The sequence below is a fragment of the Cryobacterium sp. AP23 genome (assembly GCF_054075385.1).
The window spans coordinates 1,397,744-1,411,717 of record NZ_CM133415.1; the positions used below are offsets into that span (position 1 = coordinate 1,397,744).

Sequence of the window (13,974 nt, forward strand, 5' to 3'; positions counted from 1 at the left end):
TGTTCGTGCATGTGCCGCCGGGACGAACACGTGCCACGAGCACCAACTAGTGCCGCGACAGTTGTCCTTCCGGGTATGCGCTCGCCCTAGGCGCGACCCTCCCGCGTATCGCGACCCACCGACCATTTTGCTGCACCCCGTGGCACGCGATATGTCTCGCGGCGGGTGAAAATGCTCGTGGCGTGGGTTAATGCGCGCACTTTCGCACGCCACGAGCACTCCCGCACGCTGCGACGCGGGCTACGCCCCGGCGAAGAACGCGCTGATCGCTGCAGACAGGGCGAACGGGTCGTTCACGTGCGCCAGCTCGCGGGCCGAGTGCATCGAGAGCAGCGGGATGCCCACATCCACGGTGCGGATGCCGAGCCGGGTCGCCGTGAGCGGCCCGATCGTGGAGCCGCAGGGCACCGTGTTGTTCGACACGAACTCCTGGTAGGCCACCCCGGCGGCGGCGCTGCAGCGGGCCCAGAGGGCCGCACCGGCGGCATCCGTGGCGTAGCGCTGGTTGGCGTTGATCTTCAGCAGCGGGCCCCGGCCGGCCAGCGGCAGGTTCGCCGGGTCGTGCCGCTCGGGGTAGTTGGGGTGCACGGAGTGGCCGGCGTCGGCCGAGACACACCAGGAGTCGGCGTAGGCCCGCAGCCGGTCGGACACCGTGGCGCCGAGGTCGTCGCCGATGCGGCTGAGGATGTCGTCGAGCATCGGGCCGCTCGCGCCGGAGCGGGACTGCGAACCGAGCTCCTCGTGGTCGAACGCGGCCAGCACGCTGATGGAGTCCTCGTCGTCGGACACGGTGAGCAGCGCAACCAGGCCCGCGAACACCGAGGAGAGGTTGTCCATCCGCCCGGCGGCGAAGAGTTCGTCGTTCAGCCCGAACCGGGCGGGCGGGTTGGTGTCGGCGGTGAGGATGTCGTAGCCAGCGACGTCCTCCCCGGCCACCCCGGCGAGCGCCGCCAGGTGTCCGACCAGGTCGGCCTGGCGGATGTCGCCCACCCCGAACACCGGGTTGAGGTGCCGCTGCCGGTCCAGGCTGAGCGCCTCGTTGGCTGAGCGGTCCAGGTGCACGGCCAGCTGCGGGATGCGCAGGAACGGACCGGTGCGCACGAGGTGCTCGACCCCGTCGACGGTGACCAGCCGGCCGGCCAGTTCGAGCTCGCGGTCGAGCCAGGAGTTGGCCAGCGGTCCGCCGTACACCTCGACACCGGCCTGCAGCCAGCCGTACGATCCCGTGGTGGGCTTGGGCTTGAGCTTGAATCCGGGCGAATCGGTGTGCGAGCCCAGGATGCGGAACGGCGTGGTCCCCTGCGCCCCGGCCGGCTGCACCCACGCGATGATCGCCCCGTCACGCACCACATAGTGGCGGCCGGCACCCGCCGCGGCCTGGCTGGATCGGGCGGGCGGGAGCACCGACCAGTCCGCGGCCTCGTCCCGGCGTTCGAAGCCGGCCGCGTCGAGTCGACGGGCCGTCTCGGCGGCGGCGTGATACGACGACGGCGACGCGGAGATGAAACGGGCGAAATCGTCGATGTATGCCGAGAGAGAAGTCATGGCTCCATCCAACCATCCGCCTTGCGGTGTTGCCCTCGACAACGACACCAAGCGGTGCGACTCTCGGGACAGGCGAGGAGGCATCCGTGACTGAGGGCGACACGACAGCGGACCCGTGGCTGCTGCACTTCGACGGCTTCGACCCCGACACCGAGGGCTACCGGGAAGCGCTCTGCACCCTCGCCAACGGCTACTGGGGCACCCGCGGCGCGGCGCCAGAGGCCCGCACGGATGCCGTGCACTACCCGGGCACCTACCTCGCCGGCGTCTACAACCCACTCAGCACCGAGGTGCACGTCGGCGAGGCCGCCGGCGACACCGAGGCCTCCCCGGGCGAACACGTCCGCGACGACGAGCACATGGTGAATGCCCCGAACTGGCTCTCGCTCTGGTTCCGCACCGGAACCGGCACCAGCAGCGTGGGTGACTTCACCGCACCGGACACCGGCTGGTTCCACCCGGAAAGCGCCGACCTGCTCGAGTACAGCCAGGAACTCGACCTGCGCCGCGGCCTCCTCATCCGGCTGATGCGCTTCCGTGACTCCCGCGGCCACGTCACCCGGGTGCTGAGCCGGCGCTTCGTCTCCCAGGCCTCCCCCCACGTCGCCGTGCTGGAAACCACCTTCACCGCCGAGGACTGGTCGGGCCCGCTCACCGTGCGGAGTGCGATCGACGGCCGGGTGGCCAACCGCAACGTGGCCGCCGACCGGCTGCTCGCCCACCTGCACCTGATGCCCGGCACGGCGCGGGCGCTCGGTCAGGAGTCGGTGCTGCTGGAAGTGGAGACGAGCCGGTCGGGCATCCACATCGCCATGGCGGCGCGCACCCGCGTCTACATCAACGGGGTGCGGCTGGACCCGGTTCGCCGGTTCCTCACCGACTCCAGCCGCTGGGTCGCCCACGAACTCGACCTCACCCTGGAGCGCGGCGTGCCGCTGCGGGTCGAGAAGGTCGTCACCGTCAGCACCTCCAGGGACCGGGCCGTGGTGTCGCCGTCGGCGGCAGTGGCCACGTGGTTGCGCCGCGCCGCGGACCCAGCCGAGTTGCTCGCGGCGCACGAGCGGGAGTGGCAGATCCTCTGGGACGAGTTCGCCGTGCACCTGCACAGCGGCGCCCGGCAGTCCCTGGCCCTGAACCTGAACACCTTCCACGTGCTGCAGACCGTCGCCGCGGTGGATGCCGACCTCGACGCGGGCGTGCCGGCTCGCGGGCTGCACGGCGAGGGCTATCGCGGCCATGTCTTCTGGGACGAGGTGTTCGTCTACCCGGTACTCACCCTGCGCCGGCCAGACCTCAGCCGGTCGCTCCTCGGCTACCGCTACCGCCGGCTGGGAGAGGCCCGCGCCGCCGCACGGGCCGCCGGGCAGGAGGGCGCCCGGTTCCCGTGGCAGAGCGGCATCGACGGCCGCGACGTCACCCCCACCGAGCTGTTCAACCCGCGCACGAACCGGTGGATGCCCGACCACTCCGGCCTGCAGCACCACGTGGGCCTGGCCCTCGCCTACAGCGTCTGGGGCTATTACCAGGCCACCGGCGACATCGAGTACCTCATCGAGCAGGGCGCCGAGCTGCTGCTGGAGATCGCCCGGTTCTTCGCCAGCCTCACCGAGTACGACGACGCCGCCGACCGGTACGACATCGCCGGCACCATGGGCCCCGACGAGTTCCACGACGGCCTGCCCGGCCACCCGGGCGAGGGCCTGCGCAACAATGCCTACACGAACGTCATGGCCGCGTGGGTGCTGCGGCGGGCCGTTGACACGGTGGGGCTGCTCGAGGGCCGGTCCTGCCGGCCGCTCTGGAACCGGCTGCGGCTGCGCCCCGACGAGGTGGACAGCTGGGACAGGATCGGCCGGCGGATGCGCCTGGTCTTCCACGCCGACGGGGTACTCAGCCAGTTCGACGGCTACGAGGCGCTGCCCGAGCTCGACTGGGACCGCTACCGCGCCCGGTACGGCAGCGACGCCCAGGCCCTCGGCCGGCTCGACCTGATCCTCAACGCCGAGGGCGACAGCACCAACAACTACCGGGTCGCCAAGCAGGCGGACGTGCTCATGCTGCTCTACCTGTTCTCGGCCGAGGAGCTGCGGGAGCTGATCGAAGACCTGGGCTACTCACTCTCCGCCGAACTGACCCGTCGCACCGTCGAGTTCTATCGGGCCAGGTCCACGCACGGGTCGACCCTGAGCAACGTGGTGCACTCCTGGGTGGATGCCCGGTCCGACCGGGGGCGCTCCTGGGAGGCGCTCTGCCGGGCGGTGGACAGCGACCTCGTCTTCGTGCCGGGCGGCACCACCAACGAAGGCATCCACCTGGGCGCCATGGCCGGTTCCATCGACATGGTGATGCGTTGCTACACCGGCCTGGAGATCCGCGACGACATGCTGTGGCTGCATCCGGCGCTGCCGCCCCAGCTCGACAAGATCGGCTTCAGCATCAACTACCGCGAGCAGCCCATCCGCCTGGAGGTCACCGCCGGCAACCTGCGGCTGCAGCTGCCCGGCGGCGGGGCCACACCGATCCGGGTGCGGGTGGAGGGGCGGGAGGCGCTGCTCTACCCCGGCCAAACCCGAGATTTCCTCCTCGGTGCCTAGCGGGCCGGGAGGGTTCGGAATTTACTGGCCCCATGTCCATGATGATGTTCGTCAACCTGCCCGTCGCGGACCTCGACCGCGCCACGACGTTCTACAGCGGCCTCGGCTTCAGCCTCAACCCGCAGTTCACGGATGACACCGCCGCCTGCATCGTGCTCGACGACGGCCACATCTACCTGATGCTGCTCACCCACGACTCCTGGGCCCGGTTCACGAGCAAGTCCATCGTGGACTCGTCGATGAGCTCGGAGGTGATCCTGTCCATCAGCGCCGACGACCGGGCCGGCGTCGACACGCTGGCCGACACTGCGCTCGCCACCGGCGGCAGCTTTTCCTATGAACCGCAGGACATGGGTTTCATGTACAGCCGCAGCTTCCAGGACCCGGACGGGCACCTCTGGGAGGTCGTACACCTGGACACAGCGGCCGTGCCGGAGCAACTGCCCTAGCCCCGCTCTGTCAGTGCAGCTCTGTCAGCGCAGCCGGTTAGCCTGAGGGCATGGCCCGTAATGTCGCAACCAGCACCACCGTCTCCCTGCCCGACCTGCTCGACTTCGTGCGACCCCGGCACCGGATGCTGCTGGCCACCACCCGCAGCGACGGCCGGCCGCAGATCTCACCGGTGTCCGGCGGAGTCGATGAGGCGGGTCGCATCGTGATCTCCTCCTACCCGTCCCGGGCCAAGACCCGGAACGCCGAGCGCGACCCGCAGACCTCCGTGCTGGTGCTCTCCGACGAGTGGGACGGCGCCTGGGTGCAGGTCGACGGTACCGCCGAGATCCTGCACATGCCCGAGGCCGGCGACGGGCTGGTCGACTACTTCCGCTGCATCGCGGGCGAGCACCCGAACTGGGCCGAGTACCGCGAGGCGATGGCCCTGCAGGACAAGTCCCTCATCCGCATCACGCCCACCCGGTGGAGCCCCATCGCCACCGGCGGGTTCCCCGCCGACGTCGCCGCCCGGCTCGACGCGCTGTGAGCACCACCACCCGCGAAGACGCCCTCGGCATCCTCCGCACCCTGGTCGGCCGCGCGGACGCCGACTTCCACGAGGGCCAGTACGAGGCCATCGAGACCCTCGTCGACCAGCGCCGGCGCGCCCTCGTCGTGCAGCGCACCGGCTGGGGCAAATCGGCCGTGTACTTCGTCGCGACCCTTCTGCTCCGCCGCCAGGGCGCCGGGCCCACCATCCTGGTGTCGCCGCTGCTGGCGCTGATGCGCGACCAGGTCGCCGCCGCCGCCCGCGCCGGCGTGCGTGCGGTGTCGATCAACTCCGCCAACGCGCACGAGTGGACCGACGTGCTCGCCCAGCTCCGCGCCGACGAGGTCGACGTGCTCCTGGTCTCCCCGGAGCGGCTGAACAACCCCTCCTTCCGTGACGAACAGCTGCCCGCCCTGCTCGACCGGGTCGGCCTGCTCGTGGTCGACGAGGCACACTGCATCTCCGACTGGGGCCACGACTTCCGGCCGGATTACCGACGCCTGCGCGACCTGATCGCCGCCATGCCGGCCGGGGTGCCCGTGCTGGCCACCACCGCCACCGCCAACAGCCGCGTGGTGACGGATGTGGCCGAGCAGGTCTCTCGTGGCGGCACCGACGTGGTCACCATCCGCGGCCCGCTCGCCCGGGCGTCGCTGCGGCTCGGCGTGCTGCGCCTGCCGGATTCCCGGGCCCGGCTGGCCTGGCTGCTCAGCCACCTCGCCGAACTGCCCGGCAGCGGCATCATCTACACCCTCACCGTCTCCGCCGCCGAGGATACCGCCCGGCTGCTGCAGGGCGCCGGCCACGAGGTGCGCGCCTACACCGGCCAGACCGACACCACCGAGCGGGAGGAATCCGAGGGCCTGCTCAAGGCCAACCGGGTCAAGGCCCTCGTGGCCACCAGCGCGCTCGGCATGGGGTTCGACAAGCCCGACCTCGGCTTCGTGCTGCACCTGGGCGCGCCCAGCTCCCCCGTCGCCTACTACCAGCAGGTCGGCCGCGCCGGCCGCGCCACCGAGAACGCCGACGTGTTGCTGCTGCCCGGGGTGGAAGACGAAGCGATCTGGCAGTACTTCGCCACCTCGTCGATGCCCAGCCAGCACAAGGCGGAAGCCGTGCTCCTCGCGCTGAACAACGCCGGCGGCGCCCCACTGTCCACCCCGGCCCTGGAGTCGCGGGTGGACCTGCGCCGCTCCCCCCTGGAGCTGCTCCTCAAGGTGCTCGACGTCGACGGCGCCGTGCGCCGCGTCACCGGCGGCTGGGTGGCCACCGGGCAACCGTGGGTGTACGACAGCGACCGGTACGAACGCATCGGCCAGGCCCGGGTGAACGAGCAGAACGCGATGATCGAGTACGAACGCGGCAGCGGCTGCCGGATGGAGTTCCTGCAGCGCGCCCTCGACGACGACACCGCCGTGCCCTGCGGCCGCTGCGACAACTGCACCTCGCCCTGGTATCCCACCGAGGTGCTCGCCGGGGCCGCGAGCACGGCCGCCTCCGCCCTCGACCGGGTGGGCGTCGCCCTCGAACCGCGCGCGCAGTGGCCCACCGGCGCCGACCGCCTCGGGGTGGCGGCCAAGGGCCGCATCGACCCCGGCGACCGGGTGCTGCCCGGCCGGGCGCTGGCCCGGCTCACCGACCTGGGCTGGGGCAACACTCTCCGCGACATCTTCGCCCCGGCCACCCCGGATGCTCCCGCGTCGCCGGCGCTGCTGGCGGCCTGCGTGCGGGTGCTCGCCGAGTGGGGCTGGGCGGAGCGGCCCGTGGGCGTGGTGGCGATGCCGTCCCGGAAGCATCCGCTGCTCGTGGCGTCGGTGGCGGCCGAGCTCAGCCGGGTGGGTCGTCTGCCGATGCTCGGCACCCTCAGCCTCGTGGGCGCAGGGCCCACCGGCGAGACCGGCGGCAACAGCGCCTACCGGCTCTCCAGCGTCTGGGGCGCGTTCGAGGTGGGGCCGGAACTCGCGGCCAACCTCGCCGACGCCACCGGACCGGTGCTGCTGGTCGATGACCTCGGTGACAGCCGGTGGACCATCACCGTCGCCGGTCGCCTGCTCCGCCGGGCCGGCGCGCCGGAGGTCCTGCCGTTCGCTCTGGCCCTGCGGTCCTGACCCGCTCCAGCACCACCCCCGCTACAGCACTACGTGGAGTCGAAAGTTCTCCCGTTCACCGGCCTCATTGGTGTCCTGGCCGTGCGCGGCGAGCACCGACAGGCGCACGAGGTCAGCGCCGCGGAGCCCCGGCCAGCCCTGCACCAGGCGGCGCCACTCGCTCGGCACCGAGGCCAGGCCCCACCGGGCGGCGAGCAGTGCGCCGGCGACACCGGCCACGGCGTCGGTGTTGCCGCCTCCGCGCACCGCAGCCTCCAGGCCGCGCCGGTACTGGGATGCGTCGTCGTCCCTGGTGTGCACGATCGCCGACCACCCCGCCTGCAGCGCCTGCACGACCCAGCCGTTGCGGGTGAACTCCCGCGGCTCCCGGCGCTCGGCCGTGGCGATACGGGCCGACCAGAGCTGGCGCCGGGCGGGCGCGAGCGCATCCAGGCCGACCCTCAGGTCGAGTTCGCCCTCCAGCACGGCGTGACGGATGGCGAGTCCCCAGAGCACACAGGCGTCTCCCGCGTCGGTCTCGCAGTGGGTGAGGTCGCTGAGTGCGCGCGCCGCCTCGGCCAGCGCCTGGGGGTCGTGCAGGTAGGCCAGCGCCACCGGGGCGGTGCGCAGCAGGCAGCCGGTGCCGGCGCTGCGGCCGACCAGGTCGTGCCGCTTCCTGGCGCTCTGGCGCACCGCTGCGGCGGTGAGGTCGGGCACGCTGAGCGCGGCACCGAGCTGCAGGCCGGCGAAGGGGGCGGTGTGCGCCCAGTCCACCCACTCGGCGGCGATGATGTCGAGGGTCGATTCGGCGCGCAGGTCGAGCCCGTCGGCCGCCGCCCTGGCCACCGGAACGGCCAACGCGGTGTAGTCGGTCCACTCCCCCCTGGCCATCAGCGCACCGGCATCGGCGCCGCCGCGCATGCCGACAGGGGCGTCGGGCGGCAGCGGGCCGGCCAGGTCGTAGCCGGCGCCCAGCGCATCACCGCAGGCCATACCGAGCAAAACACCGGACGAACGGTCATGTTGAAGCATCGACAATTTCACGCGTACTCCTTCGGGTTGAGTGCGACGGCGGCAGCATATGCCGAAAGCCCACCGCCCGACAGGTGGCCGGGTGTGCCACAACGGGGGGTCAGGGGTGTCATTCGACGTCATCGGAATAACCCCCGTGGTGTGCGGCTTGTTAACCTCGGTGTGTGCCTTCTTACCCGGAAGACCCACACCCCAGCACCCACCAGGCCACAGCCCGCGATAGCAAATTGGATGAACATTCACATGAAGCGCCACCTCGTCTCCGCCACAGTCCTCACGCTCGCCGCCGCGGTGGCCCTGACCGGGTGCAGCGCGTCCGCGGGTGACGACACCAGCAGCGCCACGACGGGCACCGACGAGTCGCTCAGCTCCGTGCTCGAATCCGGCACCCTGACCATCGGTACCGAGGGCACCTACCGCCCGTTCTCCTTCCACGCCGACGGCTCCGGTGACCTCACCGGCTACGACGTCGAGGTCGCCCGCGCGGTCGCCGACCAGCTGGGCGTCGAGGCCAAGTTCGAAGAGACCCAGTGGGATGCCATCTTCGCCGGCCTCGAGGCCGGTCGCTTCGACACCATCGCCAACCAGGTCTCGATCACCCCTGAGCGCGAGGAGTCCTACGAGTTCTCCACCCCGTACACCTACTCCACCGGCGTCATCGTGGTGCCGGAAGACAACACCGACATCACCTCGTTCGAGAGCCTCGCCGGCAAGACCACCGCCCAGTCGCTCACAAGCAACTGGAATACCCTGGCCACCGAGAGCGGCGCCACCGTGCAGGGCGTCGAGGGCTGGGCGCAGTCCGTCGCGCTGGTCGAAGACGGCCGCGTCGATGCCACCATCAACGACAAGCTCACCTACCTCGACTACAAGAAGCAGACCGGTGCCGCCGGCCTGAAGATCGCCGCCGAGACCGAGGACCGCTCGGAGAGCGCGTTCGCCTTCGCCCAGGGCGGCACCGCGCTGGCCGAAGCAGTGTCGGATGCCCTCGCCACGCTGAGCGAAGACGGCACCCTGGCCTCCATCTCGGACACCTACTTCGGGGCGGACGTCTCCCAGTAGGCTCAACCGACGAGAGAAACGGCTGTTGATGTTCCCCGAGCACCTGATGCACGACCAGTTGACACACGCGTGACGCCCCGATGAGCCAGTCCACCTGGCAGCTCATGCTGGATTCGCTGTGGCCGATGCTGAGTGGTGCGATCAGAGGCACCATCCCGCTCGCGCTGTCCTCGTTCGCGATCGGGTTGGTGCTGGCCCTCGCGCTGGCGCTGATGCGGTTGTCCCGGCGGCAGTGGGTGTCGTCGATCGCGCGGGTGTACATCTCGATCGTGCGCGGCACCCCGCTGCTGGTGCAGCTGTTCGTGATCTTCTACGGCCTGCCGTCGCTCGGTGTGGTGATCGACCCGTGGCCGAGCGCCATCATCGCGTTCTCGATCAACGTCGGCGGTTACGCGGCCGAGGTCATCCGCGCGGCCATCCTGTCGGTCCCGAAGGGACAGTGGGAAGCTGCCTACATGATCGGCATGTCGCACCGGCGCGCCCTGACCCGCATCATCCTGCCGCAGGCGGCCCGGGTGTCGGTGCCGCCGCTGTCGAACACCTTCATCAGCCTGGTCAAGGACACCTCGCTGGCGTCGCTCATCCTGGTCACCGAGCTGTTCCGCGAGGCCCAGCAGGTGGCGGCGTTCAGCGGGCAGTTCATGGCCCTTTACCTCGAGGCCGCACTGCTCTACTGGGTCATCTGCCTCGTCCTCTCCAGCGGCCAGAGCGTACTCGAGAAGCGATTGGACCGTTATGTCGCCCACTGATCAGACTCCGTCTGACCCGACGCCGCCCGCACAGGCCCTGCTCACGGTTCGCGGACTGCAGAAGAGCTTCGGTTCCAACCAGGTCCTGAAGTCCGTGGACCTCACCGTCGCCCGCGGCGAGGTGCTGGCCCTGATCGGGCCGAGCGGGTCGGGCAAGACCACCGTGCTGCGCTGCCTGAACGGCCTGGAGATCGCCGACGGCGGCACCATCGAGATCGTCGGCGCGGAAGACGCGTCGCACGCTCCCGTGGTCATCGACTTCGCCCCGGCTCACGGCTCCCGCGCCGGGGTACCGAAGAAGGCCCTCGGCACCCTGCGGGACCGTTCCGCCATGGTCTTCCAGCACTACAACCTGTTTCCGCACAAGACCGTGCTCGAGAACGTGATGGAGGGCCCCGTCATCGTGCAGGGCCGACCGCGCGCCGAGGTCGAGGCCGAAGCGCTGGCGTTGCTGGACCGGGTCGGTCTCGCCGAGAAGCGCGACAGCTACCCGTTCGAGCTCTCCGGCGGCCAGCAGCAGCGGGTGGGCATCGTGCGGGCGCTCGCCCTCCGCCCTACCCTGCTGCTCTTCGACGAGCCCACCAGCGCCCTCGACCCCGAACTCGTCGGCGACGTGCTGCGGCTGATCAAGGAACTCGCCGGCGAAGGCTGGACCATGGTGATCGTGACCCACGAGCTGGAATTCGCCCGTGAGGTTGCCACCGAGGTGGCCTTCGTCGACGGCGGCACCATCGTGGAGCACGGCGACCCCCGCGAGATGCTGCGGAACCCCCAGCACGAACGCACCCGCCAGTTCCTGCACCGGCTGCTCTTCCCTTTCTAGGCACGGGCCTGTTAGGTACAGGCCCGTCCAGCCCGCCTCCCGGATGACGGCCGCGCGGTGGCCTAACCTGAACAGGTGAATTTCGACGCGGCGACCGCCCGCACCTCCACTCAACCCACACCGTCTCGACCCACACCGTCTCGACCCACACCGTATCGACGGATCGTGGGGGTGCTGCGCATCCTGCTGGCCGCCCTCGTCCTGACGGCGATCATCACCCAGATCACCGACCAGCTCCTCAACAATGCGTTCGATCCGGCCGGCTACTTCGGATACTTCACCATCCAGTCCGGCCTGATGAACGTCGTGGTGCTCTTCGTCGGTGGTGTGTTGGCGCTGCGTCTGGCCGCCGAACCCGAGCTGCTGGCCCGGGTGCGGATGTCGACCCTGTCATACGCCGTGATCACGGGCGTGGTCTACAACCTGTTGCTGCGCAACCTGCCGCCGGATGGCAGCTTCGTGGGCCTCAGCTGGCCCAACGAGGTTCTGCACGTGTGGGCGCCGACCCTGATCCTGCTCGACTGGCTGGTGGCGCCCGGCCGCCCCGCGCTGGCCTGGAAGCAGATCGGTTTCGCGCTGATCTACCCGTTGGCCTGGCTGGCCTACGCCCTGCTGCGCGGCACGTTCACCGACTGGTGGACCTACCCGTTCCTCAACCCCGGTGAACCGGGCGGATGGCCGTCGGTGCTGTTGTACATCGTGGTCATCGCCGTGGTCATCGTCGGCATCTCGGCCGCGGCCATCGGGCTGAGCCGGATCGGGCGCCGCGAACCGGCGACCCTGGAGGCCGACCCGGCCTGAGCGTCACCTGCCGTTCACCTCGACGCCGCACACTGGGCACGGCATGGCCGACCGGTCATGCGACCGGTAACGCTCTGGAGGGTTTCATGAACGGCATCCACACTGACCGGGCCCGGGTCTACGCCGATCTGGTCGACCATCGCGGCGCCGAACTCGCCGCCGCCGTCGCCGTTCTCGCCGAGGATGATGGGCCGCTCCTGGTTCACGGCCCCGGCGACGATCACCGCACCGGCCTGGTGCTCGCCCTGGCCCTGCTGGTGGCCGGGCTCCCGCAGGACGAGGCCGTGGCTTCTGCGCTACCGGCCGAACCGCACCCCTCCGCACTGCTCGACGCCCTTGCCGCCATCGGCTTGCTGGGCGGGCCCGAACCGTACCTGCTGCGGCACGGCCTGACCGTGTCGCACTTTCTGGCCTTGCGGGAGCGCTTCGCCGGCGACGAGGCCGGCTTCGCCGCCGGCGACGTGAGCTGACCGGCGCCGGTCTCAGCCGATGCAGTCTCAGCTGGACCGCGCCAGCACCAGCCGGCGTTCCCGCAGCGCGAGGAAGAGCGGGAAGGCGAACGCGAACGCCGTGACCAGCCCCAGCAGCACGTAGGCCCAGCCGGCGCGCATGCCGAGGCGGCGCGCCTCGACGATGATCAGGATGCTGCCGGCGATGGCCGCGACCAGCAGGTCGGTGGTCAGCGACGAGACGGCGGGCCCGCTCATCGTCCAGTCGGCGATGAAGTTCCCGCCCTCCAGGATCGCCTGGATGTTCCAGGTCCAGGTGCCGATCAGCCCGACGATAGCCAGGGCAAGGTAGACGAAGACGAGGGTGGTCCAGCCGGAGGCCGTCGCGCGGGCGTCGGCGGGGTGTTCGCGGGCGGGTAGTGCGTCTGCGGGGGTCATGCACACCAGTGTGCCGCGATCTGGTCGATCGCGGCACACTGGTGTGGGCGGGGCAGGGCGGGTCGGCTCAGCCGACCGGCCCGGCGATGAGGGTGGCGGCGGCGCTGTCGGTCGCACCGGCGGCGTCGACCCAGTCGAGCGTCACGGTGTCGCCGGGCTCGTAGCCGGCCAGGGCGGCGGAAAGCGCGGCGGCGGTGGCCACCGCTGTGCCGTCGATGGCGGTGATGGTGTCGCCAGCGGCGAGGCCGATGGTCTCGGCCGGAGTCTCGGCGATGACGCCGGAGACGAGCGCGGCATCTGTCTCGGTGGCGGAGCCCAGGCCGATGCCGAGGAAGGCCGGGTAGCCGACCGAGATGGTGTCGGTGTCCTCGCCGGTGGCGGCGGCCGCGTCGATGGCGTCGACGATCGCGAGGGCGTCTTCGATGGGGATGGCGTAGCCGGTGATGTCGGCGGTGCCGCTCGAGGCGGCGGTGTCGATGCCGATCACCTCGCCGTCGGCGTCGTAAAGCGGGCCGCCGGATTCGCCGGACTCGATGTCGGCGTCGACCTCGATCAGTCCGGTCAGGTCCTCGGCGTCGGAGCCGTCGGAGTCCTGCGCGGTGATCGACTGCTCCAGGTTGAGCACGGTACCGGCCGCGGAGGTGAGGGTGCCGGTGCCGTTGGCGTTGCCCACCCCGGTGACGGCGTCGCCGACGGCGACGGCTCCGGAGGTGTCGAGGTCGGCGACGGCGAGCCCGCTCGCGTCGACGAGCTCGAGCACGGCGATGTCGTCGGTGGCGTCGGTGCCCACCACCTCCGCAGTGTATTCGGTGCCGGTGGAGACCACGGTGACCGTGATGCTGGTGGCCCCCTCGACGACGTGGTTGTTGGTGAGGATGCGGCCGTCCGAGGTGAGGATGAGGCCGGTTCCGGCGGCGGCGGCGCTTTCGTACGCGAGTTCGGTGTCGATCACGACCACGCCCACCGACTGGGCGTCGGTCGCTGCGGTGGTGTCGAGGGTGGCCGTTGCAGAGCCGCTCGTGCCCGTCTGGCCGCCGGCGTACCCGCCGGCCCCGCCGTATCCGCCGCTTGGTCCGCCGAACGCCTGGCCGCTGTAGCTGTCCTGGCTGGAGGTATCCGGGGCGGTGGTGTCGGGGGTGGTTATGTCGGGTGTGGTCGTGTCGGGGGTGGTCGACGTGGTGTCGGTCTGGGTGCTGGCCGTGGCGGCCGCGGGGGTGTCGGCGTTCGTGGCCAGCACGAAGAGACCGGTGCCGGCCGAGCCGACGACCAGCGCGGCAGCGAGGCCCATGGCGACGACGTCGCCGGTGCGCCAGCGCTGGTGGTGGGCCTTCGGGGGCGTCTCGACCGGTGCGTCAGACTCGCTCATGCTCTGTGTCCTTTCCTTGGCGCCCGGGGACGGAACGCGACTGGAT

At 70.8% G+C, this 13,974-nt stretch carries 13 protein-coding genes; 9 read left to right on the plus strand and 4 right to left on the minus strand.

The genetic code is table 11. The features are described 5' to 3' along the window. Window positions 1-240: 240 nt before the first annotated feature. Window positions 241-1,545 carry a M18 family aminopeptidase gene (locus ACU5E9_RS06615; protein ID WP_456812820.1) on the minus strand — a complete coding sequence of 435 codons (1,305 nt, stop codon included), beginning with the start codon at window positions 1,543-1,545 and terminating at the stop codon, window positions 241-243. A gap of 86 nt (window positions 1,546-1,631) precedes the next feature. On the opposite strand from ACU5E9_RS06615, the gene ACU5E9_RS06620 reads away from it, so the two are divergent. The 4 genes from ACU5E9_RS06620 to ACU5E9_RS06635 are packed head-to-tail and all read left to right on the plus strand — an operon-like array spanning window position 1,632 to window position 7,229. Continuing rightward, window positions 1,632-4,139 (plus strand): glycoside hydrolase family 65 protein, encoded by a 2,508-nt coding sequence (locus ACU5E9_RS06620; protein ID WP_456812821.1) that lies wholly within the window; start codon window positions 1,632-1,634, stop codon window positions 4,137-4,139. Between the two features lie 32 nt (window positions 4,140-4,171). Next, a complete protein-coding gene (locus ACU5E9_RS06625) occupies window positions 4,172-4,588 on the plus strand; it encodes a VOC family protein (RefSeq protein ID WP_456812822.1) in 417 nt (138 codons plus the stop codon). A gap of 50 nt (window positions 4,589-4,638) precedes the next feature. After that, on the plus strand, window positions 4,639-5,118 hold the full coding sequence (locus ACU5E9_RS06630) for a PPOX class F420-dependent oxidoreductase (protein WP_456812823.1): 480 nt from the start codon (window positions 4,639-4,641) through the stop codon (window positions 5,116-5,118). Next, window positions 5,115-7,229: a RecQ family ATP-dependent DNA helicase gene (locus tag ACU5E9_RS06635; RefSeq protein WP_456812824.1), complete on the plus strand. Its 2,115-nt coding sequence runs from the start codon at window positions 5,115-5,117 to the stop codon at window positions 7,227-7,229. Before ACU5E9_RS06630 ends, ACU5E9_RS06635 begins: the two co-directional genes overlap by 4 nt. A 21-nt stretch (window positions 7,230-7,250) precedes the next feature. Here the strand turns inward: ACU5E9_RS06635 and ACU5E9_RS06640 are convergent, their stop codons facing one another. Continuing rightward, window positions 7,251-8,240, minus strand: coding sequence for an ADP-ribosylglycohydrolase family protein (locus tag ACU5E9_RS06640; protein ID WP_456812825.1), 990 nt, complete (start codon window positions 8,238-8,240; stop codon window positions 7,251-7,253). 231 nt (window positions 8,241-8,471) lie between these two features. On the opposite strand from ACU5E9_RS06640, the gene ACU5E9_RS06645 reads away from it, so the two are divergent. From ACU5E9_RS06645 to ACU5E9_RS06665, 5 genes are all read left to right on the plus strand, one after another. After that, a complete protein-coding gene (locus ACU5E9_RS06645) occupies window positions 8,472-9,302 on the plus strand; it encodes an amino acid ABC transporter substrate-binding protein (RefSeq protein WP_456812826.1) in 831 nt (276 codons plus the stop codon). 80 nt (window positions 9,303-9,382) lie between these two features. Then, window positions 9,383-10,051 carry an amino acid ABC transporter permease gene (locus ACU5E9_RS06650; protein WP_456812827.1) on the plus strand — a complete coding sequence of 223 codons (669 nt, stop codon included), beginning with the start codon at window positions 9,383-9,385 and terminating at the stop codon, window positions 10,049-10,051. Then, entirely contained in the window at window positions 10,038-10,874 is an 837-nt protein-coding gene (locus ACU5E9_RS06655) for an amino acid ABC transporter ATP-binding protein (protein WP_456812828.1), read from the plus strand. Before ACU5E9_RS06650 ends, ACU5E9_RS06655 begins: the two co-directional genes overlap by 14 nt. Window positions 10,875-11,039: 165 nt before the next feature. Then, entirely contained in the window at window positions 11,040-11,675 is a 636-nt protein-coding gene (locus ACU5E9_RS06660) for a Pr6Pr family membrane protein (protein ID WP_456812829.1), read from the plus strand. 86 nt (window positions 11,676-11,761) lie between these two features. After that, the gene (locus ACU5E9_RS06665) at window positions 11,762-12,145 is read left to right on the plus strand and encodes a tyrosine-protein phosphatase (protein WP_456812830.1); all 384 of its coding nucleotides are present in this window, start codon (window positions 11,762-11,764) and stop codon (window positions 12,143-12,145) included. A 27-nt stretch (window positions 12,146-12,172) separates the two neighbouring features. Here the strand turns inward: ACU5E9_RS06665 and ACU5E9_RS06670 are convergent, their stop codons facing one another. Together ACU5E9_RS06670 and ACU5E9_RS06675 are read right to left on the minus strand one after the other, a co-directional pair. Continuing rightward, a complete protein-coding gene (locus tag ACU5E9_RS06670) occupies window positions 12,173-12,562 on the minus strand; it encodes a DUF2834 domain-containing protein (RefSeq protein WP_456812831.1) in 390 nt (129 codons plus the stop codon). A 67-nt stretch (window positions 12,563-12,629) separates the two neighbouring features. Continuing rightward, entirely contained in the window at window positions 12,630-13,928 is a 1,299-nt protein-coding gene (locus tag ACU5E9_RS06675; RefSeq protein ID WP_456812832.1) for a S1C family serine protease, read from the minus strand. Between the last annotated feature and the right edge of the window lie 46 nt (window positions 13,929-13,974).